Genomic DNA, 23,160 nt, shown 5'->3' on the forward strand with positions numbered 1-23,160 from the left:
TACGTAAAAAAGAGGTGGTTGTCGGACCACCTCTTTTTTCGTTTCCTATGGAGCAACGTATCCAGGCGCGTTTACACGACGGCCCCCATCAGCGGATCGGTCTTAGACGGCGTTCCGGTTTCGACATGGCCAGCGAACCGTTCTTCGAAGTCATCAGCACCCGTTACCCGCACGCTCATATCGTACCAGCCGTGCTGTTTGCTTAGGTCAATCAGTACGCTGGTTTTGCTACCAGCTGCTAACCGGACCTCTTTGGCTTTCGTTTTATAACTATTGTCGACCAGGGTCAGCGTATGTGCTTTTGTGTCGCGGTTATGAAGGGTCAGCAGCAGGTTGCCAGTCAGCTTGTTTTGCCGCAGCCGCTGGGCCTCGTAGCCGCACTCGATCTGAATCAGAGGATTCTGCTTACTGCCTATAAACTCCCGATAAAACCCGTTGGGGCCATAGACGCGCAGGTGATATTGACCGGCTTCAAAGTCCTGAATTGCCCATTCATCCCGCAGGGTATCACCCGCAGCTACCGAGTAGTCCCAGGCGCGCATCACTTCGCCCTGATAGGGTCGGACGGCGTATACACGGAACGGCGCTCCAGTAGCCTGTTTTCCAAACACTACGTTACCCGCTTTGAATGTCAGGCCAAACGGTTGCGTATCCCGCCCGGCAACTCGGTTCACGTACAGCTCATAAGGCAAGGCACAGGCCGACCGGATGCCCGGTTCCTGCTGGGGAAAATGGGGCGACTGCGCTGGTTGATTGTTGATCTGCTTAATGGCATCAGGGGCTAGCCTGGAAACCTGAGCAGGAGCCTGCTTGAATTTAGCCTGGTGAATAGCTTCCAGAAAAGGCTGCCGGTCGATGAACTTAGGTTGATCGATGGGTTCGCCGTTATAAGGACGGAACACCGAGGTCAAGTCCCCGCAGATGGTACGTCGCCAGGCTGTAATGTTTTCTTCCCGAATGGCTTTACCGGTTTTTTTGGCCAGAAAATGCTCCAAAAACTGCAGCGACGAGGTATGGTCGAACACTTCGGAGTTTACGTACCCACCCCGAGTCCAGGGCGATGCGATAATCATCGGTACCCGGTAGCCTAACCCAATTGGTCCTTCGCGCAGGCTACTGGCCTGAGCCGACGGGTTGGTCTGCTGCTCCTTGGTGACGAAATCGAGCCGGGGGTCAATACCCGCCGATACCTTACCCGTATTCGGTTTATAGGGGTTAGGAACCACATAAGGCGGCATGTGGTCGAAGTAGCCGTCGTTTTCGTCGTAGGTGATAATAAAGATGGTTTTCTTCCAGACCTCCGGATTTTGCAGTAGAATTTCCATTGCTTCGCTGACGTACCAGGGGCCAAACCACGGCTGACCGGGGTGATCCGAGAAGTGAGCGGGCGGCATCAGCCACGATACGGTGGGCAGGGTTTTGTTTTGAACATCCTGACGGAACTGGTGGAAGACATCACCTTTTGGTACGTCCATCGTCCGTTCGGTGCCGCCGTCGGTATAGGCCATTGCCGCCAATTCATGGAAGAATGGGTCCTGCCGATTTGTCACGAACGCCTTTTCGTGCAGATTTTTGGCTTCATCCGGTAGCTTTGCGTAGCTATCGGCGGTGTAGCGCTGCTGAGCGGTTTCAATGTTAGCCAGCAGCTTACGGGCAGCGGCCAGTTTCTGAGCGGTCTTTTCGTCGGCGGGTTGCTTTTCCAGCCCGGCGATCAGCTGGCGCACCGATTCGTTTTTGGCCTGTAAATTTTCAATCCCTCCCTCGTGCAGCCGGACGTTATACTGCTGGTAATATTCCAGTACGTTCGTGCCGAAGTTACTAAGCCAGGCACTCTCTTCTCCCTTCAGTCCATAGCCCATCGTGATTTCGTTCTGGTACACCTTCCACGAAATACCGTTGGCTTGTAGCCGTTCGGGGTAGGTAGTCCAGTTCAGCGTTGGGTATTCGTAGTTACTGACGTTCCAGAGGTGAGCTACTGCTTCCGGCTCGTTCTTTTCGCGTACCGTACCCGTCATCCAGTAATGCCGGTTGGGGTGCGTGCCGGTGATACTGGAGCAGAAATTATGGTCACAGACCGTGAAGGCATCCGCCAGGGAATAGTAGAACGGAAAGTCCTGACGGTCGCCGTACCCCATTGTCAGCGGCATTTCGGCAAAATCCTTATTGCGGGCTTTTTTTGTCTCAAGCCACTTGTCGTATTTACCATTGTTCATGGCATCGGTCTGGTCGGTCCAGCCGTGGGGCAACGATCCCATCCAGGCCACTTTAGTATCTTTTACATTCAGACGAAGCGGTCCGTATGTATCGCCCTTGGCATTGGTTTGCAGCCAGACGGTGTTCTTGTCGGGCAACTGAATGGCTCGGGGGTCGTTGAAGCCCCGTACGCCCTGCAGCATGCCCAACTGGTGATCGAACGAGCGGTTTTCCTGCATCAGAAACACGATATGCTCAGCATCGTAGAAGGTACTTCCCGGCTCGGGCGCAATCGCCAGCGCTTTCTGAATAACGGGGGGCAGGGTATTGCTAAACAGACCACTGCTTGACAGTAAGGCTGCTTTTTTGAGAAAATCGCGACGATTATCCATTGGGTGGGTTGATTAAGGAGTTTACTCTATAAAAGTAAAACAACTGCTTTGTCATACTTCTAAAACGAGTAACGAGCCCCCAGCTGTACTGAGTAAGGTGTGCCTTGCTTCTGCGTAGTACCAACGTTTTCATTGACGCGGTAGCTGTACTGGCGAGTAGTCGGGTTGAAGCCGGTTGGTGTCAGCAGCGTCTGGTTGCTCAGGTTATAGTTACCGCCCCAGTTGCGCCGGGACGTCGCTTCGCCCCCACGCGTAGTCACACCATCGAGCACCTGACCCAGCAGGTTAGCAAAGTTGAACACGTCGACGCTAAGGGCTAGTTGCTGCTTGCCGAACGTCCGGAACGACTTAGCCAGCCGCACGTCGAACGTACCTGAAAAGCCGTTCTCGCCCCCGTTCCGGTCGAAGATCTTACCAAGGCTGTTGCGAATGGCACCCGCAGCCCTATTGTCGGGGTTATCTAGGACTTTCTGCATGGACGTGCGAATAATCTGCGGCAGCTCAGGATTTTTCGGATCGAATACAAACGCCAGGTCGTTGTCGGTGCCGGGACCGCCCACAAAATCACCGTTAATGTCGCCGTCAACCACCAGCGAATAGCGTGTCCCGCCCACACCTGTAAACCGTACACTGAGCACGATGCCCGCCACCGAAGGCGTCGAACCGTAGGCCACCAGCTTATGCCGGAACTGGTTGTCGGAGTAGTTGATTTCGTTCAGGCTACGCGGATCGCCCTTGATGGGCCGGAAAGTGGAAGTATTGGCTACGTTACCATTGTACGACGTATTATCACGGGCATCGTTCCAGGTATAGCTAAACGCCAGCGACCCGTTGCGCGGCAGGCGGATTTCTCCATCCAGCACGAACGTCAGCGTTTGTAGCTTGGCTCCGTTGGTCAGCATCAGCGTTCGGCCGACAGCCTGCGTTTTACGGCCCAGTACGTTGTTGGTCTGTCCGCTGTTCGTAGCAATCGTATTAGCTGGCACAAACACACCCCGGTTGACTTCGTTACTGAGCGTAAAATACGGCTGATCGACCAGGTTACGATCCAGATACACGTAGTTATTCACGGTTCTGGCATAGAGTACGTTGGCCCCCAGTCGAATGTTATCACCGAAGAAGTGGCTGTACGATACGTTCGCCTTGTAGATGGTGGGCACCTGGAAATTCGGATCGTTGAGATTGATCGTCGAGACGTAGCTGGCTCCCGCTGGAACGCCCGGCGCCGTGCTGGGATCATTCCGATACGAAACAAAATCCGGACGAGGCACCAGATTCGGCTGGCTGGCATTAGTCGGGCGCGTTACGTCGATAGATGCCACTTTGGTACCACTGTTCTGAATATTGTTCACCTGTGCGTAGTTGATGACGTAGGCCGAGAAGGCTCCACCCCCTACCCGGATGATGTCGCGGTTTTTGTTACCGGGGTTCCAGGTCAGTTGAAAACGGGGTTGAATGTTGTTCCAGTCGGTTGGGTTAGCGTCGGTGCGCAGGCCCAGTTCGCGATCTACTACAGGGTTGTAATCGCCTTTGGTTAGGTAGCTGGTCAGGTCCCACCGCAGCCCCGCCTGGAGATCCATATCGAACCTGGGCTTAAATTGCACCTGCCCAAACAGTGACGCATTTAATACGTACTGTTGCACTGATGGAATGCCGTTGATTGGGACTTCGCGGGCGTAGCGCGAGGGATTCAAATCGTTAAACTCCTTGAGGTTATTAAAGATAAATCGCCCGTTTTGTTCGTTGGAAATATAGGTATCCAGGTACGTCAGTGTGTTGTCAGTACCGAAGGTGAAATTGTAGCGGTCCTTATTCCAGTACAGGGTGTTCACCAGTTGTATCTGGTTTTCAAGGTTGCGCTCGGGCGTAAACCGCTGCCCGCCTAACTGAACCGACGTACTTGAATTGCGGCCATTAGGCAACACAGAATTAACGGTCACGATGGCGCGGGGAATGTTGGCCGAGGGAAGTAGACTGTTGGTTTCGTAATTACGGGTCGCGTGCTGGTACTGCACCTTCAACTCATTAACCAGCGTCGGCTTAAACGTCGACCGTAACGACAACAACGTACTGTTTTCTAACGATTTAAAGCCACCATATACTTCAAACAGATTAATAGCCGAGTTATCGTTGTTGCTATTGGGATTATTCCAGTTGCTGAAGTTGTTACGTAATGTCAGGGTATGTTTGGCGTTGATTTGCCAGTCGAGCCGGGTAAAGACAGTGTTGGCTATCGTCTGCCGGTTAAACTCACCCACTTGCTGCGTATTGCTCAACCCATATTTCTGCCGACCAATGGTAATCACACTGTCAAGCACGGCTTTACTGATGCCCAGCGCATTGGCATCGTCGTCCGTGCGAATATCGGCGATATAGAACGGAGCCGACTCGGTTTGTCGGTCGAGGGCTACAAAGTAGTGCAGCTTATCTTTAATAATGGGACCACCCAGCGAAAAACCGTACTGAAACCGGCTAAAGTCCGACGCGCGAACATTACCTCGAATGTCACGTGGGCTCGATAAGCCATTGGCGTTGTAGTACGTAAACGCCGTACCGGTCACGGTGTTTGTCCCGGATTTGGTCACCGCGCTCACCGTACCGCCCCCCTGCCGACCCTTGCTTACGTCGTACTCGTTGGCTACAATCTCAAACTCGCGGATGGCTTCCAGCGAGAGCGAGAACGGCCCGCTGCCCAACGCACCGCTGGTCAGGTTATTCCGTGCGCTGGCTCCGTCGATCAGGAAGTTGGTCGATGAGGCAAGCTGACCGCCTATGCTGGTACCGTTGCTCAGGGGCGACAGTGCCAGCAGGTTTGTAAAGCTGCGATTAAAAACGGGAAGCTTGGCAATGTTGTCGGCCGTAATAGCCGTTGACGCCCCCAGTCGATCAACCCGATTTTTGAGACTGGTACCCGTCACAACAACTTCCTGCAATTGCTGGTCCGTTTCAGCCATCGTTGCGTTAACAGTCACCAAATCGCCTTGATTAAGCTGATACCCCGTCCGGTTCAGGCTGGTAAACCCCACGAATGAAAACGTAACGGTGTAGGGGCCGCCGAGCGGTAGCTGCCGCACGGTAAACCGCCCGTCAACGCCTGTTTGCGTACCCGTTTGAAAACCGGTAGCCTCATTACGAATTCGGACTGTCACACCCGGCAACATACTACCTGTTTTATCCTTGACCATACCGGCGAAGGAGGCATCGGTGGCCTGGCCCCGGACCTGGACCGTACTAAAAAAGCTTACTAAAAGCAGGCCCGTAACAAATCGAAAATAGGAAGCGAAAATGTGCTGCATTGAGTTGGTTAGAGTAGCGAAAAGACAAAACTCGCTGACTCCACCCGCTCACCCGTGTTACTTTTTAACACCCAATCCAGCCTTAATAAAATCGTAACGCCTGCCCCCCGAATGTTAAGCAGGCGTTACTGATTTTGGCCTTAAACCAACCGATTGATTACAGTTCACTAACACAGGAGACGGGCGACTCCGAGCTAGTCCGGGACCAGCGGGAAACGGTCTGACGGGTAGCGCCCACCAAATCGCCAATTTCCTGGTAGGACAAGTGGTCAACCGGTCGATGCAACCGGCCATCTACATCAGGAATCGACAGACTATATTGCGCCCGCAAATGTCGAATTCGTTCCTCGACGGCTAAGCTGTTCCGATGCAGCAGCCGAACTTCCGTGCGGTGCCACCTACGGATAATAGTCTCGGCAAACCAGCTGGCCAGTACGGCGTTGTGAGTCACCGCATACCGAAAAGCGGCCCGGTCGATGGTGATTATCGATACGCTGGTTGCGGCCTGGGCATACTCAAAAAACACGGCTTCATCCAGATAATCCAGATTGCCAAACAGTTCCTGCGGCTGCAGGCAATCGTAAAGGACCCGCTGGCCCCACTCCCCCAGACTACCAATCTTAATCAGTCCCTGTTCCAGTATATACACGTGCGTATCCACGTCGGCTGGTTGGTAGACGAAATCACCCGCCTGGATCGTCTTTCGGAACCAGCTATGCGAACACGTATCAAGTAACAACTGGACAGCATCAGAAAAAGGCATAAGTCGAGCGGCTTGTGATAAGACACTAAAAGTAGGCTCAGAACATGTAGTAGTGATTACCAAACTGTTAATGAATCATTAAATAACCACTACCTGCTTTTATGCTTTATATCACAAGCCGACAACCAAATTTTATACGTAACAGAAGCGAAGAAATTAGTCCCGCGCTACGGTGCTGGCCCCTGACACTTCGGAGTTTACGCGGGCACTGCCCCGGTAACGTACTTTGCTGGCTCCGCTGGCTTTCACGTTTAGCGCGTCGGTAACCTGTACGCGGGCATTGCTGGCTCCTGATACGTCCAGTTCGGCCTGGTTGACCGGAAATTCGTACGCGTCTAACGTACTAGCACCCGATAAACCACCCGATAGACGAGTACCGTTACCCGTAATCGTTAACTGCGACGCTCCGGAAAGATCATGACCAACCTGAGCAGCAATCACGCTCACCGCAGCTTTGGAAGCGCCAGACAGTTTTACGTCGAGTTCGTTCAAGTTTGTGAAGCCGACAATCGTTGACTTAACGGCACCTGAGAAGTCAACCATACGTACCGTTGGCATGGTAACCGTGAATACAGTCTTATAGCGCTGTTTACGATTGTAGTTGCGGTATTGCGCGTGTAGGGTTGAACTCCGTACGTTCACATCTAAATCATCCAAATCCGTCCGATTGCCTCGCACTTCAACCTGGTAGATATTACCAAACCGGACGTCAACCTGAAATCCACTGCCCATCGAGAGCTTATTGAAATCCGCGAGCGCATACGTACGGGTAGCTTCCTCATACGGCCCGATGTCTTCTTTGCAGGAGGCCAAAAATGTGAACAGAACAAATAAAGTAGTGTAAAAAGAGACTTGTCGTTTCATAGTCGTGTGTCATTAGCTTTGATCGCTCAAAGTTCTGACGGCCTTTCTGATCACGAAAGCCTTAAAAGCTGAACCTACGCATTACCGTTCCGAACCCGATAAATTACCCGATGAACAGCACTACCAAAATCCGTTGGCTCGTAGCTTTATTAGTTAGCTAAGACGTATTAACTCAGTAGAGATCGACGTATCGACTGCACCTATAGGAATGTCAACAAGAAAGCCGGGACACTTGCCCCGGCTTTCTTATCGTTTGAATTATTCGACTGTCACGGATTTAGCCAGATTCCTCGGCTGATCGACGTTTCGACCGCGCATCACAGCAATATCATACGCCAGCAGTTGCAGCGGAATCACCGAAATCAAAGGCATCAGCACATCGTGTACTTGGGGGATTTCGATGGTAAAGTCAACCATACCGGGTAGGTGCGAATCACCTTCGGTTGTAATGGCAATGACCCGCCCTTTACGTGCTTTCACTTCCTGAATATTCGAAACCACTTTTTCGTACGAGCTATCCTGGGTGGCAATAACCACAACCGGCATATCTTCGTCGATGAGCGCAATCGGGCCGTGCTTCATCTCGGCAGCCGGATACCCTTCAGCGTGTATATAGCTGATCTCTTTCAGCTTAAGCGCCCCTTCCAACGCAACGGGGAAATTCAGGCCACGACCCAGATAAATAAAATTTCGGGCGTAGGTGAAGATATAGGCGATTTCTTTGATCTTATCGGCGGCCTTCAAAACCGATTCTACCTTCGTTGGGATACTTTCCATCTCAACCAGCAGTTGACGGAACAGCGAATCCGAAATGGTGCCTTTCCGTTGAGCAGCGGCCAGAGCCATTAAGGTCAGTACGGTTACCTGGGCCGTGAATGCCTTTGTACTGGCCACGCCAATTTCCGGACCAGCGTGCGTATAAGCCCCAGCATGCGATGCGCGGGCGATGGATGAACCCACTACGTTACACACGCCAAAAATGGTCGCTCCTTTCGATTTAGCCAGTTCGATAGCTGCCAGCGTATCGGCCGTTTCGCCCGACTGCGAGATGGCAATCACAATATCGCCTTCTTTGATGATTGGATTTCGGTAGCGAAACTCCGACGCGTACTCAACCTCAACCGGAATGCGGGCCAGCTCCTCAAAGATGTATTCGGCTACTAAGCCAGCGTGCCAGGACGTACCGCATCCGACAATAACAATACGTTTGGACTTGGCGAGCTTATCGAGGTAATCGCGTAAACCACCCAGTTGGAGCATTCCCTCGTCGGCCTGCACCCGGCCCCGCATCGAATCAGCGATGGACCGGGGTTGCTCAAAAATCTCTTTGAGCATGAAGTGATCGAAGCCGCCTTTTTCGATCGCTTCCAGCTCCAGCTCAATCTTATGCACGTACGGTGTCGTGGTCGTGTTATCGAGCGTTACCACCTTCAATGCACCATCTCTGATGACCGCAATCTCGTAATCGTTGAGATAGATTACGTTTTTCGTGTACTCAACAATCGGAGTAGCATCCGACGCCAGAAAATACTCATCCTCGCCGACGCCAATCACCAAAGGCGAGCCTTTACGAGCGGCAATGAGCTGGGTTGGATCGGCTTCGCTCATGACCACGATGGCGTACGCGCCAACCACTTCCTGCAACGCCAGCCGTACGGCCTCTTCTAACGTACCGGCATCCGATGCCCCGGCCTGATTTTCCCAGATGTCTTCGATAAACTGACCCAATACTTCGGTATCCGTTTCGCTGCTAAACGTATGCCCTTTCTTGAGCAGCGCCTGTTTAATAGCCGCATAATTTTCAATGATCCCGTTGTGGATAATAGCCAGCTTCCGGTGGAACGAATAATGCGGGTGTGCATTTACATCATTGGGTTCGCCGTGAGTTGCCCAGCGGGTATGCCCCATACCAATAGTGGCGTGCGTATCCTTGGTGGCCAGTTCCTGCTCAAGGGCCGCAACCTTTCCTTTCTTTTTGTAAACCTGTAGCCCCCGACCGTTCATCAGGGCGACTCCGGCGCTGTCGTATCCCCGGTATTCGAGTCGTTTCAATCCTTTTATGACCAGCGGACAGGCTTCACGGTGTCCGACATAGGCGACAATACCGCACATAATTGTTGTTGAGTTAAGCGTCTATTCCCGGATACCAATGACCACCGGGTTAAGACAAGGTGATGGTATTAACGTTAAAATAAATACAAAAAGCCGGGTAATCCGGCTTTTTGTAAGTAAACATACCGACCAACTATTTCGAGGTCGTATAGAAAACAACAAGTTTCACGCTGGCATTACCATCCAGCACCAGGCGCCAAACCCGGTCCGTCAGGTACTGCTGAGTGGTATTCGTAAGACCACCCGATGACGTTTGTGAAAACAGTGGTCCACCTGGTGTCGTAAGCACTAATCCGGTATTGGGACTAAGGCCTGAGACAACCGACTGCAGATAACCACCAATGCTGAAGGTATAGCTGTTCGTCCGATCATCGCGAAGAGGAGCCTGCACATCCGCGAAACTACTGATCAGCCGATCCGATGGCCCACTTGTGGGCACGGCGAACAGGAAGTTGGCCGTTGCATCGCGCCGAAGCCGATTCTGCTCATCTACTTCGGCCAGCACCAACTGCGGTGGATACCCCAGGAACGCGTTATTGGATTTGGTAGGCGTAATGATCAGGTCGGCCCGGTTGATAGCCACGCGGCCGGATTGTACCAGATTCTTCAGATAAGGAAACGAAAGTTTGGTTGTGACACCGGTAGCGGGTTGAACGAACAACCGGTCGTTTGTTGCCGTAGCGGGCAAACTCTTGCCACGTTGCAAAGCAGCCAAGGGCGTACCGCTCCGGTCGGCTGTAATCTGATTGAACCGCTTACCCGCCAGGAAGAACCCGTAGACGCGCGTCGTTTTTTCACCAGCAACGTGATAATACACAACTACGGCTGACCCTTGCGAGAACCCTACCACAGCTGCCTGATCGGTACCGGTCGTGGTCAGCATCAGACCCCGCGGAAACTGCGACCGGAACAAGGCAGAATTGGCCGCTTTCCCGGCATCGGTGTTCGCTAACGCCATTAGCTCACGTCCGTACGAATCGGGTAAGGGCAAGCGGAACGACAACGAATCCGTCGTATTTGGCCGCGGCCGAATCGTCTGCCGCACCAAAGGCTGAGCTTCGGCCGGTATGCTGCTGCTGATGTCGTAGTTGATCCGCGTATTCAAACTATCCGTCAGCCGGTAGACCTGCAATTCCTGCGCCTGCGTGGTATCGCCGTAGGAGAACCGGTTATAATCCAGAAACAGACGGGTTGAATCCAGTATGATCCGACTGGCGGGCGTTGCCGTTGTTGTCGACGAATCGTTCACCACAAAATCGCTGGTAGTCAACAGCTGCACAAAAGCTCGTGACTGAACTTTTCCGAACACCGGATCCGTATACCGGCCAACCATCAGATTACTCTGATCGTTACTACGTACGGAATCAAACCGGATCGTTTCGCGGACGATAGTCACCGTATCGGTATATGAAACATCTACCGGTGTGGTAGGTGGTAATCCAATTTCCCTGGGTTCTTCACAGGCCAGAACGCCCACTACGGCAACAGCGAGTACAAAAAGTTTACCCAGCCAGTTGCGTGTATAGGTTGTAATAGCGTTCGGCGACATCTTCATCTTCGGCAGCATCAAATTTATGTTCGGGTAAATCAGTTAAAATTGCATTCAGGCTTTCGCTCGATTCTTCTTCGGCGCGAACAACCGCGTCGGCGTAGGTGCTACCGATGCGAATAAAACCCTGAAAGTCTGCCGTCTTCAATTCTGCCAACATCTCATCATCAATATCCATCATGCGCGCTTTCTCGATGATGTCTCCCTCAAAGCGGTGCTCGAATGCGTTGTTATAGACCGTGAAAACCGATTTGGTGTCTTTAAACATCGGGTCGTTTTTGTAGGTCGTTTTCAGGTAAAGCGGAATCAGGGCCGTCATCCAGTCGTTGCAGTGCACGATGTCTGGTGCCCAGCCGAGCTTCTTCACCGTTTCCAGCACACCTTTGCAGAAGAAAATGGCGCGCTCGTCGTTATCTTCATAGAAGCGGTTCTCTTTGTCATGGAAAACGTACTTCCGCTGGAAATAGTCTTCATTATCGATAAAATACACTTGTAATTTGGCCGTTGGAATGGAAGCCACCTTGATAATCAACGGCTTTTCTTCATCGCCTACGGCAATGTTGATACCTGACAAGCGCACTACTTCATGCAACCGGTTTTTGCGTTCGTTGATTAGTCCGAAGCGCGGCACCAGAATTCGGATTTCCATCCCCCGCTCCTGCATAGCCTGCGGCAGTTTGCGGACGAAGTCAGCGACATCAGACGTTTTCAGGAAAGGATTGATTTCGCTGGCAACGTAAAGGATACGTAGTTTGCTCATAAGTATACGGGAAGCGTGTGTTGTCTTTGAGAACTAAAAAACTTGCAAAATTATACAATTTTTTCCCGTATTTCAATAAGATTTGTGCAAAAAAAGAGGAGTGAGAAGTCAGGAGATAAGAGTGAGAATGCTGCCGCAACATTGCGTTACCGGACGAATTCTAACTCCTATCTCCTAACTTCTCACTCCTACACGAATCATGCACCAATTCGACTCCATTGCTTCTCTACGTCAGCACCTTAGCCCCTTACGATCCGCTCATACCATTGCTTTGGTACCTACTATGGGGGCCTTACATGAAGGCCATATCAGTCTTATCGAAGCCGCGAAACGCGAGAACGATCTGGTCATCAGCAGCGTGTTTGTCAATCCGGTTCAGTTCAACAATGCCGACGATCTAGCCCGCTATCCCCGCACCCTCGATGACGACTTGAAGCAACTTGAAACGGCGGGCTGCGATATAGTTTTTGCCCCTTCGGTGGACGAGATGTATGCCGAATCGCCGATTATGAAGCTAAGCTTCGGGGAGTTGGAAACGGTTCTGGAAGGTGCCTTTCGCCCTGGGCATTTCAATGGCGTAGGTATCGTTGTGGCTAAACTATTCAATATAATACAGCCTGACCGGGCTTATTTTGGCCAGAAAGACTTACAGCAGGTAGCCGTTGTACGCCGACTGATCCGGGATTTAAGCTTTCCGGTTGAACTGGTACGTTGTCCAACGATCCGCGAAGCAGACGGACTGGCGATGTCATCGCGGAATCGCAATCTCCTCCCGGAAGAGCGCGAGCAGGCTCCTGTTTTGTACAAGGCTTTAACGCTCGCTCATGATCTACTGGTCGAAGGCCAGAGTACCTCACAGGCAAAAGCCGCAGTTACTGGCTATTTCAGTACCAATCCTAACTTCCGCCTGGAGTACGTCGAGATTGTTAACGCTGATACGTTACAGCCCGTGAACGAAGTACTAGCACCGGGGCAAACTGCCATTTGCCTGGCGGCTCACCTCGGCAAAGTTCGGCTGATTGATAATCTGGTGTTTTAGATTAAAAGCTGATGCTAACTTCTGACTATCAAGTAACCTGCCACTTGCAATTCACGTTTCTATTTAGATAGAAACGAGCGAAGCCAATCTATTTCCCAGTTTCGTTGTTTGGCGCGTCAACGGGTTTCGATTCGGGTGAACCTTTCTGGCGTAAGTAGATCGACAACACCACAATAGATAGTACGGAAAGAAATTCGCTTTGCCAGTTCTGCAACGACTGGAACCAAAACTCACTGGTTCCCACAAACTGCCACAGGCTCAACAACTCCGTTTTACCTTTCAGAATCTGCTCGGTATTGTACTGCTTCACGCCCCCGGCCGCGTGCAGCCAGAACGAAACGAAAAACAAAAGAAAATAAGCGATACTAAGCGAGTTCTGGTAGAGCTTAAGAACAAACCCACCCCGCCGAACGGGCCAGGGTGCGCCGGGACGATTCGGCGATGGGTCCCGGTCAACCTCTTCGGGTTCGTCCAGGCTTTTTGACTCAGAAGAGCCTTTTTGAAAAAGCGATACGGTCAGCAGGACGTACAATCCCATCTGAAGAAACTCACTCTCCCAGTTCTCAAAGACAGCCTCAATACAATGCCCACTGGTCAGATAAGCCGCAAAAGTCAACGGAGGCCGTTTATAATCGCTCAGTTCATCATTAAACTCATACCAGCCCACTACAATCTGGCCGCCAAGTGTCAATACGGTGAGTAACGTGAACGTAATGGATAAGCCATTTCTACGCAGATAATCCTTCATTAGCAGACGAGGTGTTAATTCAGCAATTCCGGCCAATTTGTTATAGACAGCCGCTTACCCCTTCGTGTAAAAGTAGTGGCTCACTGATTTCTACGATTTATTTTCTCTGCTGTTACTGCGGCTTATTAGCCAGCGTATATGACCCAGATAGCTACGTATCAATTAATCTAGGGGAACCTACTTCAAAACTCACACCGTCTCTACCAAGCAGCCTGTGATGTTCAGCTTACTACGTCCCAGCTTCACATTCTCTGTACCAATTTCAAGGTTTTCTCATCTCGGTTACCATCAAAATAGTTATCTAGTACGTTCTGAAAGACAGGGCCAGCGTTTTCAACTAAGCTGAACAAGGTCATCGATGACTTTAATTTCGTGTCGTCAGGGCTTCCAAAAATCTGATAGGCCGTTTTACCTTCAATGGTGAGCAGGACCTCGGCTATCTGGACAAGTCGGTCTCGTAATAATGGATGTTGAAGGTAAAGTTCTGCTTCCTCCAGGTTTTGAATAGCATAGAATTTGGACGTCTCGCTGAACCCGAGACCGGCTATTTGCGGAAAGATATACCACATCCAATGGCCCGTTTTCCGTCCATTTTTCAGTTCATTAAAAGCCGCCTGGAAGGTTCCTTCCTGAGCCGTAACGAAACGATCTAAGTCATACGTCTGAGCCATATAGTTTCGAGTTCTAGTTATAAATGCAAGATTCAACGTACTGTTTCTGCTGGTAAGCGAACGGCTAGTTTAATACGTTATTCAACGATTCGAAACACCATTTTGGCCTTCTCCCGAGAGAGCGAGTTGAAGTGCCACCACTCAAATTCGATTCGACTAAAGCCACCCTGCTGCATGGCCGTACGGAGAATTTGCCGATTCTCTATTTGCTGTTTGGTTAGCTTACCAGCTTTGAGCAGTTCAGCTTCTTTGGACGGATACGCCAGCTCACCAAAGTAGTCGTATTTAGTCCCCATATCAAGCGGCTTCCCGTCTTTCGTGGCTACGGTTAAGTCAACAGCACAACCGTAATTGTGAATAGACCCCTTTCGTGGGTCGGCCACGTACTTCTGACGTTCACCCTCCGACATGTTGGGTAAGGCATTCCAGAGCTTCCACTGCGCTGATCGGGGCCGGGCGGCATCATACACCAACAGCCGTAAATCAGGGTGTTTTTCCTGCAAATATTTGCTGGCGCTGGCCAGTTTACGAGCCGCCATCGGCTGCATATACGCCCGGGTTAAGTCACCATATACGTCCTTACCCACGAAGTTGTCGGTAGTCGAATACTTCAGTTCCACTAGAATCGAGGGATCAATTTTTTGCACATCAACAAGCCCTTGTTCGACCATGGCCTGTTCGAGTTTGTCTTGTGCAAATAGCGAAAGAGCGAAAGCGTGAAAGAGCAATAATAGGAGAAGCATTCGAGCGGTTGGCATAGTACGTCTTTGATGTTCGTTCATTGCAAATAACGCCAAAACGCGCTACTTTGCCCCATAAACCTGTACCCACCGCATGGCACTAAATTACATTTGGGTTGCTTTTTTTGTGATTGCGTTCGTGGTCGCGCTGATTAAATTGATCGTTTTTGGCGATACCGAAATATTTAAAGTTATTGTCGAGGGACTCTTCGATTCGTCCAAAGTTGCCGTTATGGACATTGCTCTGCCTCTGGCGGGCGTAATGACGTTTTTCCTGGGTCTGCTCAACATCGGCGAAAAAGCCGGAGCTATTAATTTCCTGGCACGAATTATTGGTCCATTCTTCCACAAACTATTTCCAGAAGTGCCCCGAGATCATCCGGCCAATGGGCAGATGATTATGAATTTTTCGGCTAATATGCTCGGACTGGATAACGCAGCCACGCCGTTCGGGCTGAAGGCGATGGCCAGTTTACAGGAGTTAAACCCCGCAAAAGAGACAGCGTCGAATGCCCAGATTATGTTTCTGGTGCTGCATACGTCAGGCCTGACGATTATTCCCTTAAGCATCATGGCGCAGCGAGCCGTTCTGGGGGCCAAAGACCCTTCTGACATCTTTATCCCCTGTCTGATTGCAACCTACGTCGCGACCGTCGTCAGCATGGTGGCGGTGTCCATAAAACAACGGATCAACCTGATCAATGGCACCGTAATCGGCTGGCTCGGCGGCATTACGGGATTGATCGCCCTGGCATTGTGGTACCTTTCGACCAAGACAAAGGAAGAGATTGAAGTCATTTCGAAAGTAACGGGCAACCTTATTCTAATGCTGATTATCGTGTCGTTTCTGCTGGGAGCGATGCGCAAGAAAGTAAACATTTTCGACGCATTTATTGAGGGTGCCAAAGGTGGTTTTGAAACATCGGTACGTATTATTCCGTATCTGGTTGGGATGCTGGTTGCGATCAGCGCCTTCCGTAATTCAGGCGCTATGGACTACGTCATTGATGGCCTGAAATACGCGTTCAGCTTTACGGGCCTGAACACCGAGTTCACGGATGCGCTACCCGTAGCACTCATGCGGCCCCTAAGCGGCTCAGGGTCGCGGGCATTGATGATTGATGCGATGAAGCAGTTCGGGCCTGACTCGTTCGTAGGGCGGCTGGCCTGCATGTTCCAGGGTGCCGCCGACACGACGTTTTACATCGTGGCTTTGTATTTCGGCTCGGTCGGTATTCGGAATTCACGGTACGCCATTCCCTTCGGTTTGTTTGCGGATTTGATGGGCGTTATTGCCGGTATTGCCCTTGGCTATTTCTTCTTTCACTGAGCAAAAACCAACTAAATTTCGTTATGAATTAGCCAGGCATGACTCGCTTCTCAGTACCATGTTTAGGCATTAAACTAACCTTGGTCGCTTAAGAGACTTTCATCGAATGAATATTACTCAAGTTCGCGAACACCTTCACCGATTGATTGACGAGGTAGACGATATTTACGTTCTGAACGGCCTATACCGTAGCTTAATCTCCGACAAGCGTCAGCGGGAGGAATACGAGAAAGAGCAGCAGGAAAAGGCGAAAAAGCAAACCAGACGATCTAACTAGAGTGCTCCCGATAGCCCACTGACGGTTAAGGCAATGACAAGGGTGTTGAACCCAAACGACAACACACCGTGCGCCAGGGCTATCCGGCGCATACTTTTTGAACAGATCGTTACGTCTGACACTTGGCTCGTCATGCCAATCACGAACGAGAAATAGGCAAAATCAAGATAATCAGGTTCTGGCTCCTGAGGGAAATCTAATCCGCCCGGCCGGTTGCCCTGTTTCGCAGCGTTGCCGTAAAACACATGAGCGTAGTGAAGCGTAAAAACGGTGTGGACCAGCGACCAGGCATTTGCTACCGCGAGAAGGGCCAGCGTAATACGTTCCAGACGGTCATTGTTTTCCATCTTGTCGAGAAGGGCTACAACGGCGAATAGGCTGGCAATGGCCGCTGCAACTACAAAAAATAGAATTAATGTACGGCTCGAATCCTGAAGGCGGGACAGACGAGGTATATCGCGCGGGTGTGCAATAAAAATTGTTGTCCACATTAAGGACAGAAGCGTCATCGCGTACGATACCCAGGCAATAGTAAGGCGGGCGGATACACTAAACGTCGCGGGCACAAGGGTTAATATAGCGATCGTAACAGCCAGTGCGATGAGTAGACGATGGTGACTATCTAAATGGGCAATTTGGCGAAGCAGACTGGATAGCATATCCTTGAGTGAAATTTCAGTTAAATGAAGTAATCCGTCTGCATGATACAACCCAAACTCTCCGCCTTTGATTTGACGATGATCGTTGTCAGTCTGGTTATCGGCATTGGCATTTTCCGAACGCCCACTATCGTTGCCCAATCCGCCGAAACACCAACTATTTTCTTTGCAGCCTGGATAGCCGGTGGCCTGGTGAGTTTATGCGGAGCGCTCACGTTTGCCGAGATTGGCTCACGGTATCCGGTTGCGGGCGGCTTTTACAAGCTCATTTCGGAAGCTTTTCACCCCGTGTTTGCATTCATGCTGAACTGGGTTATCGTGCTAACGTACGGTGCAGGCAACGTAGGGGTCGCGTTGATCGGGGCAGAATATATAAACCCACTCCTGCCAGAAGCTCTACACGGATCAACGGGTATTAAAGCAACGGCCATTGCTACCGTACTGCTCTTTTATGGCATTAACCTATTGGGCATTCGGTCGGGGGCGCGCACGCAGAACTTGCTGAGTGGACTCAAAGTTGTTTTGATGGCTGTGTTGTGCCTGGGAATATTTATAATACCAACTTTACTTGATTCAACTCCGGTTCCGGCTGCCACCATAAGCAGCAGCAAAGCCTTTTTCGTTAGCCTCATTGCGGTATTTTATACGTATGGCGGTTATCAGCAGGTCTTAAATTTTGGAGCGGATGTCAAGAATCCCACACGTAACACACCGCGTGGTATCATCGGTGGCCTGTTGCTGATCATGGCTTTGTATCTTGGCTTAAACTATGCCTACTTCCGGCAACTGGGTTTCGACGGATTACGTAGCTCTACACTGATAGCGGCCGATCTGGCGAAAGCCTTATTTGGCCCCTGGGGTTTCACTATTTTTTCGATCGCCATTTTCATTTCCGTGCTTGGCTACCTGAATGCAAGTTTGCTTTCCCTCCCGCGTGTGTATTACGCGATGGCTGACGATGGTATTCTGCCGCCCATCTTCAAACGCGTGAATGCCCGCACGCAAACTCAGGAGTTTGCCCTGACATTTCTCGTGGGAGTAATGCTTTTATCGCTGTTTTTTCTGGGAACGTTCGAGAAGATTGTCAGCTACGTAATGTCCATTGACAGCCTGGCTCTGGCGAGTGCAGCCGCCACCTTATTTGTCTTCCGAAGGCGCGCCCGAAGCGATAGCACTTATACGGGTTATCGGGTCTGGGCGTACCCCATACTGCCGTTAATCTTTGTCGGGTTTCTGCTGGTAATATCGGCCAACGTAATCATCAGCGATCCAGGACCGGCAGCTATTGGTTGGGGCTTGTTCCTGAGCGGCTGGCCATTGTATTACCTGTTGAAGCGGGTGCTGTGAATGAGTAAGGAATGGTCAAATCCTAGTTCGATAGCCTCAATACGGTCGTTGTACGACTAATGCCTGTAAGACGTAGTGCCTTCCTGCAATATTCCTTGAAAAAACTATCTTATCCAACGTTTATACGGTCAGCCCTCCGTTTTTCAAAATTTTCAACAATCTTGCCTTGTTATTTGATGCTAATACAGCCTGAAGCCGTTTTTGTTGAAAAGTATGAAGGACTACATCCGCCCGATTAAACGCCTGTTAGTCGCCAACCGGGGCGAAATTGCCATCCGTATCATGCGGGCCGCTACGGAATTAGGCATTACCACCGTTGCCGTCTATACGTACGAAGACCGGTACTCGCTTCACCGCTACAAAGCTGACGAAGCTTATCAGATCGGTCGTGATGATGACCCATTAAAGCCTTACCTCGATGTAGAAGGCATCGTTTTGCTGGCTAAACGGCATCAGGTCGACGCTATTCACCCCGGCTACGGGTTTCTGTCAGAGAACGTTAAACTGGCGCGTCGGTGCCGCGAAGAAGGCATTATTTTCGTTGGTCCCTCCCCCGAAGCGATGGATGCCCTGGGCGATAAAGTACGGGCTAAGAACCTCGCTACCAAAGCCGGTGTCCCTATGATTCCGGATTCTCGGGAGGAAAACATGAGCCCGGAATTTGCCCTTAGCGAAGCCCAGCGCATTGGCTTTCCGGTTATGGTGAAAGCCGCTGCCGGTGGTGGCGGACGTGGGATGCGCGTGGTACGGGAGGCCGAACAATTCGAAAAAGCGTTTACGGAAGCCAAAAACGAAGCACGTAACGCCTTCGGCGACGATACGATTTTCCTGGAAAAATTCATTGAAGACCCCAAGCACATTGAAGTGCAATTATTGGGCGATCAACACGGCAACATCGTTCACCTGTACGAACGGGATTGCTCCGTGCAACGGCGATTCCAGAAGGTTGTCGAAGTGGCCCCCTCCTTCGGACTACGTCAGGAAACTAAGAATAAGCTGTACGAATACGCCTTACAACTCGGCCGCGCGGTTAACTACTCCAATGCCGGTACGGTTGAGTTCCTGGTCGATAAAAACGAAACGATTTATTTCATTGAGGTCAACCCACGGATTCAGGTTGAGCACACGATTACGGAGGAGGTAACCGGTATCGACATCGTGCGGACGCAGATTCTGATCGCGATGGGCTACAAGCTTTCCGACAACGGAATCTATATCAATCACCAGGACGAGGTACCTCTCAACGGTTACGCCATTCAGTGCCGGATCACGACTGAAGACCCTGCCAACGGGTTTAAACCCGACTTCGGTACCATCATTGCGTACCGGAACGCGGCTGGCTTCGGTATCCGCTTGGACGAAGGCAGCAGCTACGCGGGCATGAAAATCTCGCCCTATTTCGACTCCATGATCGTGAAAGTGTCGGCGCGGGGCCGGACGCTGAAAGGCGCCACGCAACGCCTGACACGCGCCCTGGTTGAGTTCCGGATTCGGGGGGTTAAGACCAACATTGGCTTCCTGCTGAATGTGATCAGCCACCCGATTTTCCAGCGGGGCGAAGCCCGCGTTTCGTTCATCGAAAGCCATCCTGAACTGTTCAATTTACGCCAGCCTCAGGACCGCTCGACGCGGGTACTCAACTACCTCTCGAATGTGATCGTGAACGGAAATCCTGAAGTCAAAAAGAAGGACGACAGTAAAGTATTCCGTACGCCCGTTGTGCCTCCCTTCGACATTTACGGAGCTCATCCCGACGGCAGCCGCAATCGGTTGAAAGAGCTGGGCCGGGAGAAGTTCGTGGAGTGGGTAAAGGACCAGAAATGCGTTCTGTATACGGACACTACGTTCCGTGACGGCCACCAGTCGCTGCTTGCTACACGAGTGCGGACTCAGGATTTACAAAAGGTTGCTGAGGGTTTCGCCAAGAATCACCCAGAATTGTTCTCTATGGAGGTGTGGGGTGGCGCTACGTTCGACGTATCGATGCGATTCCTCTACGAAAGCCCCTGGAAACGGCTGGCCGCCCTGCGCGAAGCCATGCCAAACATGCTTTTGCAAATGCTGTTCCGAGGGTCTAATGCCGTTGGCTATTCGGCTTACCCCGATAACCTGATCGAGAAGTTCGTAGAGCAGTCGTGGGAAACGGGTATCGACATCTTCCGCATCTTCGATTCCCTGAACTGGGTTGAAGCGATGAAAGTCAGCATGAAAGCCGTTCGCGAACGTACTGATGCGCTTTGCGAAGCGGCTATCTGTTATACGGGTGATATGCTCGCGCCTAACCAGACGAAGTACACCCTTCAGTACTACCTCGATATGGCCCGCCAGCTCGAAGATGAAGGAGCGCACCTGCTGGCCATAAAAGACATGGCCGGACTGCTGAAACCATTGGCTGCCGAAGTCTTAGTTCGGGAACTGAAGCAAGCTGTAAGTATTCCAATTCACCTGCATACGCACGATACGGCAGGTATTCAGGCCGCCACGTATCTAAAAGCCATTGATGCGAACGTCGATATTGTTGACTGTGCGTTAGGTGCTTTATCGGGCCTTACGTCACAACCGAATTTCAATTCGGTAGTCGCCATGATGCAGGGCCACGAGCGCGAATGCCCCATCAACCTGCATTCATTGAATGCCTATTCGAACTACTGGGAAGACGTTCGGGAATACTATTATCCGTTCGAGTCGGGCATGAAAGCCGGCAGCGCGGAAGTGTACGAAAACGAGATTCCGGGTGGCCAGTATTCGAACCTGAAACCGCAGGCCATTGCAACCGGCCTGGGCGATAAGTTTGAAACATTGAAGAAAAACTACGTAGTAGCCAACCAACTCTTTGGCGACATTGTGAAGGTAACGCCCTCATCGAAAGTGGTGGGCGACATGGCGATCTTCATGACGGCGAATAACTTAACGGCTGACGACGTACGTCAACGGGGCGATTCGCTAACGTTCCCTGAGTCGGTGAAGGAGTTGATGAAAGGTATTCTGGGTCAACCCGTCGGTGGCTTTCCGGAAGATATTCAGCAAATTGTGTTGAAGGGTGAGCAGCCGATTACCGGTCGTCCGAATGAGCATCTGAAACCCATTGACTTCGATAAAGACTTTGCTACGTTCCAGGAGAAATACCCGCTCAACGACGGCTTCGTCGACTATTTGTCGTACCAGATGTACCCGAAGGTATACGACGAATACTACAAGGCAAACGAGCAGTATGGCGACGTCAGCGTCATTCCAACGCCTGCTTTCTTTTATGGCCTGAAGGAGAATGAAGAGATTTTGATTCAGATTGAAGAAGGTAAAAACATCCTGGTTCGTCTGCTCTTCATGTCGGAGCCCGACGAGTTCGGTATGCGTACCATTACGTTCGAGCTGAACGGTCAGAGTCGCCAGGTTCAGGTCCGCGACAAAGCCTCGAAAGTAGAAAAGGCCATGAACGCGAAAGTGAGCAAGCCGGAAGATGTGGGGGCTCCGCTGCAAGGCCGATTGACCCGTATTCTGGTTAAGGAAGGCGACGTAGTGAAAAAGAACCAGCCGTTGTTTGTTATCGAAGCGATGAAAATGGAAAGTATCGTAGCGGCTCAAAAAGAGGGCAAAGTTTCTAAGATTGTGCTCCAAGAAGGTACAGTTGTAGAGCAGGACGACTGCGTAGTAGAATTGTCGTAACTTTACAATAAGCTATGGCTACACTATGAGCTTACTCAATCGGATCACAATTGTGCCTGATGTGTGCAATGGTAAGCCCACTATACGCGGGATGCGTATCACGGTTAAAACCATATTGGAATATTTGGCGGCTGGTGAGTCTATAGAGAATATATTAGACGCTTACCCTTTCCTGGAGCGTGAAGACATTCAGGCATCTCTAGAGTATGCAGCTGTATTGGCGGACGTTCGGGTTGATACCTATCCGCTCCCACTAGCAGCATGAAGTACCTGGTGGATGTTAACCTGCCAAAGAAGTTCCGTTTCTTCAACACAGCGGATTTCACATTTGTGGTAGATATAAAAGCGACACTACCAGATACTGAAATCTGGACCTATGCGCTAGAAACTGATTTTGTAATCTTAACTAAAGACGCTGATTTCTATATACGTGCATTGACAGCAGAACGACGGCCTAAAATCATTCGTTTCAAGTTAGGCAATCAAACGTTATCCGATTTGCACCAATATTTTTCAGATTACTTATTTCTGCTTACGGATCTTATTCGAGCGCATTCCTTACTGGTAGCTTATCCGGACCGAGTTGATATCATTTTTAAAGGCAAGGCCACCGTACAGTACGGTGGCCTTTTTGTTTATACGAATATCCTTTTGCCCTTACGAATTACCTTCATATGCCGTAAGCAAAATCAGTTAGTTGGATTAGGTAACGTTTTGTTAAACAAAAGCTTGCGGTAACTAATTTAGATAGTATTAG

At 50.8% G+C, this 23,160-nt stretch carries 18 protein-coding genes; 7 read left to right on the forward strand and 11 right to left on the reverse strand.

From position 1 onward, the window contains the following. Positions 1-71 precede the first annotated feature (71 nt). From ACYVIY_RS10290 to ACYVIY_RS10320, 7 genes are all read right to left on the reverse strand, one after another. Positions 72-2,585, reverse strand: a complete 2,514-nt coding sequence (locus ACYVIY_RS10290) for a phosphocholine-specific phospholipase C (protein WP_460976241.1) — start codon at positions 2,583-2,585, stop codon at positions 72-74. A 59-nt stretch (positions 2,586-2,644) separates the two neighbouring features. Next, on the reverse strand, positions 2,645-5,881 hold the full coding sequence (locus tag ACYVIY_RS10295) for a TonB-dependent receptor (protein WP_460976242.1): 3,237 nt from the start codon (positions 5,879-5,881) through the stop codon (positions 2,645-2,647). A gap of 157 nt (positions 5,882-6,038) precedes the next feature. Continuing rightward, positions 6,039-6,644: a Crp/Fnr family transcriptional regulator gene (locus tag ACYVIY_RS10300; RefSeq protein ID WP_460976243.1), complete on the reverse strand. Its 606-nt coding sequence runs from the start codon at positions 6,642-6,644 to the stop codon at positions 6,039-6,041. Between the two features lie 156 nt (positions 6,645-6,800). Next, positions 6,801-7,508 carry a head GIN domain-containing protein gene (locus ACYVIY_RS10305; protein ID WP_460976244.1) on the reverse strand — a complete coding sequence of 236 codons (708 nt, stop codon included), beginning with the start codon at positions 7,506-7,508 and terminating at the stop codon, positions 6,801-6,803. A gap of 258 nt (positions 7,509-7,766) precedes the next feature. Continuing rightward, positions 7,767-9,620 (reverse strand): glutamine--fructose-6-phosphate transaminase (isomerizing), encoded by a 1,854-nt coding sequence (gene glmS / locus ACYVIY_RS10310; protein ID WP_460976245.1) that lies wholly within the window; start codon positions 9,618-9,620, stop codon positions 7,767-7,769. Between the two features lie 133 nt (positions 9,621-9,753). Then, on the reverse strand, positions 9,754-11,169 hold the full coding sequence (locus ACYVIY_RS10315) for a DUF4270 family protein (RefSeq protein WP_460976246.1): 1,416 nt from the start codon (positions 11,167-11,169) through the stop codon (positions 9,754-9,756). Continuing rightward, on the reverse strand, positions 11,123-11,929 hold the full coding sequence (locus ACYVIY_RS10320; RefSeq protein ID WP_460976247.1) for a glycogen/starch synthase: 807 nt from the start codon (positions 11,927-11,929) through the stop codon (positions 11,123-11,125). The genes ACYVIY_RS10315 and ACYVIY_RS10320 overlap by 47 nt, the downstream gene beginning before the upstream one ends. A gap of 199 nt (positions 11,930-12,128) precedes the next feature. Here ACYVIY_RS10320 and panC point away from each other — a divergent pair, with 199 nt between their 5' ends. After that, a complete protein-coding gene (panC, locus tag ACYVIY_RS10325; RefSeq protein WP_460976248.1) occupies positions 12,129-12,968 on the forward strand; it encodes a pantoate--beta-alanine ligase in 840 nt (279 codons plus the stop codon). Positions 12,969-13,056: 88 nt separating this feature from the next. On the opposite strand, the gene ACYVIY_RS10330 is transcribed toward panC, so the two are convergent. The 3 genes from ACYVIY_RS10330 to ACYVIY_RS10340 form a co-directional block, all read right to left on the reverse strand. Beyond that, a complete protein-coding gene (locus ACYVIY_RS10330; protein ID WP_460976249.1) occupies positions 13,057-13,716 on the reverse strand; it encodes a DUF6766 family protein in 660 nt (219 codons plus the stop codon). 242 nt (positions 13,717-13,958) lie between these two features. Then, on the reverse strand, positions 13,959-14,387 hold the full coding sequence (locus ACYVIY_RS10335; RefSeq protein WP_460976250.1) for a DUF1810 domain-containing protein: 429 nt from the start codon (positions 14,385-14,387) through the stop codon (positions 13,959-13,961). A 77-nt stretch (positions 14,388-14,464) separates the two neighbouring features. Next, positions 14,465-15,130 (reverse strand): M15 family metallopeptidase, encoded by a 666-nt coding sequence (locus tag ACYVIY_RS10340; RefSeq protein WP_460976251.1) that lies wholly within the window; start codon positions 15,128-15,130, stop codon positions 14,465-14,467. Positions 15,131-15,221: 91 nt separating this feature from the next. On the opposite strand from ACYVIY_RS10340, the gene ACYVIY_RS10345 reads away from it, so the two are divergent. Then, positions 15,222-16,457, forward strand: a complete 1,236-nt coding sequence (locus ACYVIY_RS10345) for a nucleoside recognition domain-containing protein (RefSeq protein ID WP_460976252.1) — start codon at positions 15,222-15,224, stop codon at positions 16,455-16,457. A gap of 106 nt (positions 16,458-16,563) precedes the next feature. Further along, on the forward strand, positions 16,564-16,734 hold the full coding sequence (locus tag ACYVIY_RS10350; protein ID WP_460976253.1) for a hypothetical protein: 171 nt from the start codon (positions 16,564-16,566) through the stop codon (positions 16,732-16,734). Here ACYVIY_RS10350 and ACYVIY_RS10355 read toward each other — a convergent pair. Further along, positions 16,731-17,393: a DUF1345 domain-containing protein gene (locus ACYVIY_RS10355; protein WP_460976254.1), complete on the reverse strand. Its 663-nt coding sequence runs from the start codon at positions 17,391-17,393 to the stop codon at positions 16,731-16,733. The two genes, ACYVIY_RS10350 and ACYVIY_RS10355, sit on opposite strands and share 4 nt — an antisense overlap. Positions 17,394-17,435: 42 nt before the next feature. On the opposite strand from ACYVIY_RS10355, the gene ACYVIY_RS10360 reads away from it, so the two are divergent. The 4 genes from ACYVIY_RS10360 to ACYVIY_RS10375 all read left to right on the forward strand — a co-directional run bounded on the left by ACYVIY_RS10360 (position 17,436) and on the right by ACYVIY_RS10375 (position 23,141). Then, complete coding sequence (locus tag ACYVIY_RS10360; RefSeq protein WP_460976255.1) at positions 17,436-18,740, forward strand: APC family permease; 1,305 nt, start codon at positions 17,436-17,438, stop codon at positions 18,738-18,740. Positions 18,741-18,953: 213 nt separating this feature from the next. Beyond that, on the forward strand, positions 18,954-22,403 hold the full coding sequence (locus ACYVIY_RS10365; protein WP_460976256.1) for a pyruvate carboxylase: 3,450 nt from the start codon (positions 18,954-18,956) through the stop codon (positions 22,401-22,403). A gap of 25 nt (positions 22,404-22,428) precedes the next feature. Next, positions 22,429-22,668, forward strand: a complete 240-nt coding sequence (locus ACYVIY_RS10370) for a DUF433 domain-containing protein (RefSeq protein WP_460976257.1) — start codon at positions 22,429-22,431, stop codon at positions 22,666-22,668. Then, complete coding sequence (locus tag ACYVIY_RS10375) at positions 22,665-23,141, forward strand: DUF5615 family PIN-like protein (protein WP_460976258.1); 477 nt, start codon at positions 22,665-22,667, stop codon at positions 23,139-23,141. The genes ACYVIY_RS10370 and ACYVIY_RS10375 overlap by 4 nt, the downstream gene beginning before the upstream one ends. The last annotated feature ends 19 nt before the right edge of the window (positions 23,142-23,160 follow it).

Source organism: Spirosoma knui, assembly GCF_054780635.1.

Excerpts from the sequence above, each read along its gene's own strand:
- ACYVIY_RS10315 (WP_460976246.1), bottom strand. The coding sequence starts at position 11,169 with ATGTCGCCGAACGCTATTACAACCTATACACGCAACTGGCTGGGTAAA.
- ACYVIY_RS10290 (WP_460976241.1), bottom strand. The coding sequence starts at position 2,585 with ATGGATAATCGTCGCGATTTTCTCAAAAAAGCAGCCTTACTGTCAAGC.
- ACYVIY_RS10295 (WP_460976242.1), bottom strand. The coding sequence starts at position 5,881 with ATGCAGCACATTTTCGCTTCCTATTTTCGATTTGTTACGGGCCTGCTT.
- ACYVIY_RS10355 (WP_460976254.1), bottom strand. The coding sequence starts at position 17,393 with ATGCTATCCAGTCTGCTTCGCCAAATTGCCCATTTAGATAGTCACCAT.
- ACYVIY_RS10340 (WP_460976251.1), bottom strand. The coding sequence starts at position 15,130 with ATGCTTCTCCTATTATTGCTCTTTCACGCTTTCGCTCTTTCGCTATTT.
- ACYVIY_RS10365 (WP_460976256.1), top strand. The coding sequence starts at position 18,954 with ATGAAGGACTACATCCGCCCGATTAAACGCCTGTTAGTCGCCAACCGG.
- glmS (WP_460976245.1), bottom strand. The coding sequence starts at position 9,620 with ATGTGCGGTATTGTCGCCTATGTCGGACACCGTGAAGCCTGTCCGCTG.
- ACYVIY_RS10300 (WP_460976243.1), bottom strand. The coding sequence starts at position 6,644 with ATGCCTTTTTCTGATGCTGTCCAGTTGTTACTTGATACGTGTTCGCAT.
- ACYVIY_RS10370 (WP_460976257.1), top strand. The coding sequence starts at position 22,429 with ATGAGCTTACTCAATCGGATCACAATTGTGCCTGATGTGTGCAATGGT.
- ACYVIY_RS10320 (WP_460976247.1), bottom strand. The coding sequence starts at position 11,929 with ATGAGCAAACTACGTATCCTTTACGTTGCCAGCGAAATCAATCCTTTC.
- ACYVIY_RS10360 (WP_460976255.1), top strand. The coding sequence starts at position 17,436 with ATGATACAACCCAAACTCTCCGCCTTTGATTTGACGATGATCGTTGTC.
- ACYVIY_RS10330 (WP_460976249.1), bottom strand. The coding sequence starts at position 13,716 with ATGAAGGATTATCTGCGTAGAAATGGCTTATCCATTACGTTCACGTTA.
- panC (WP_460976248.1), top strand. The coding sequence starts at position 12,129 with ATGCACCAATTCGACTCCATTGCTTCTCTACGTCAGCACCTTAGCCCC.
- ACYVIY_RS10375 (WP_460976258.1), top strand. The coding sequence starts at position 22,665 with ATGAAGTACCTGGTGGATGTTAACCTGCCAAAGAAGTTCCGTTTCTTC.
- ACYVIY_RS10335 (WP_460976250.1), bottom strand. The coding sequence starts at position 14,387 with ATGGCTCAGACGTATGACTTAGATCGTTTCGTTACGGCTCAGGAAGGA.
- ACYVIY_RS10345 (WP_460976252.1), top strand. The coding sequence starts at position 15,222 with ATGGCACTAAATTACATTTGGGTTGCTTTTTTTGTGATTGCGTTCGTG.
- ACYVIY_RS10350 (WP_460976253.1), top strand. The coding sequence starts at position 16,564 with ATGAATATTACTCAAGTTCGCGAACACCTTCACCGATTGATTGACGAG.
- ACYVIY_RS10305 (WP_460976244.1), bottom strand. The coding sequence starts at position 7,508 with ATGAAACGACAAGTCTCTTTTTACACTACTTTATTTGTTCTGTTCACA.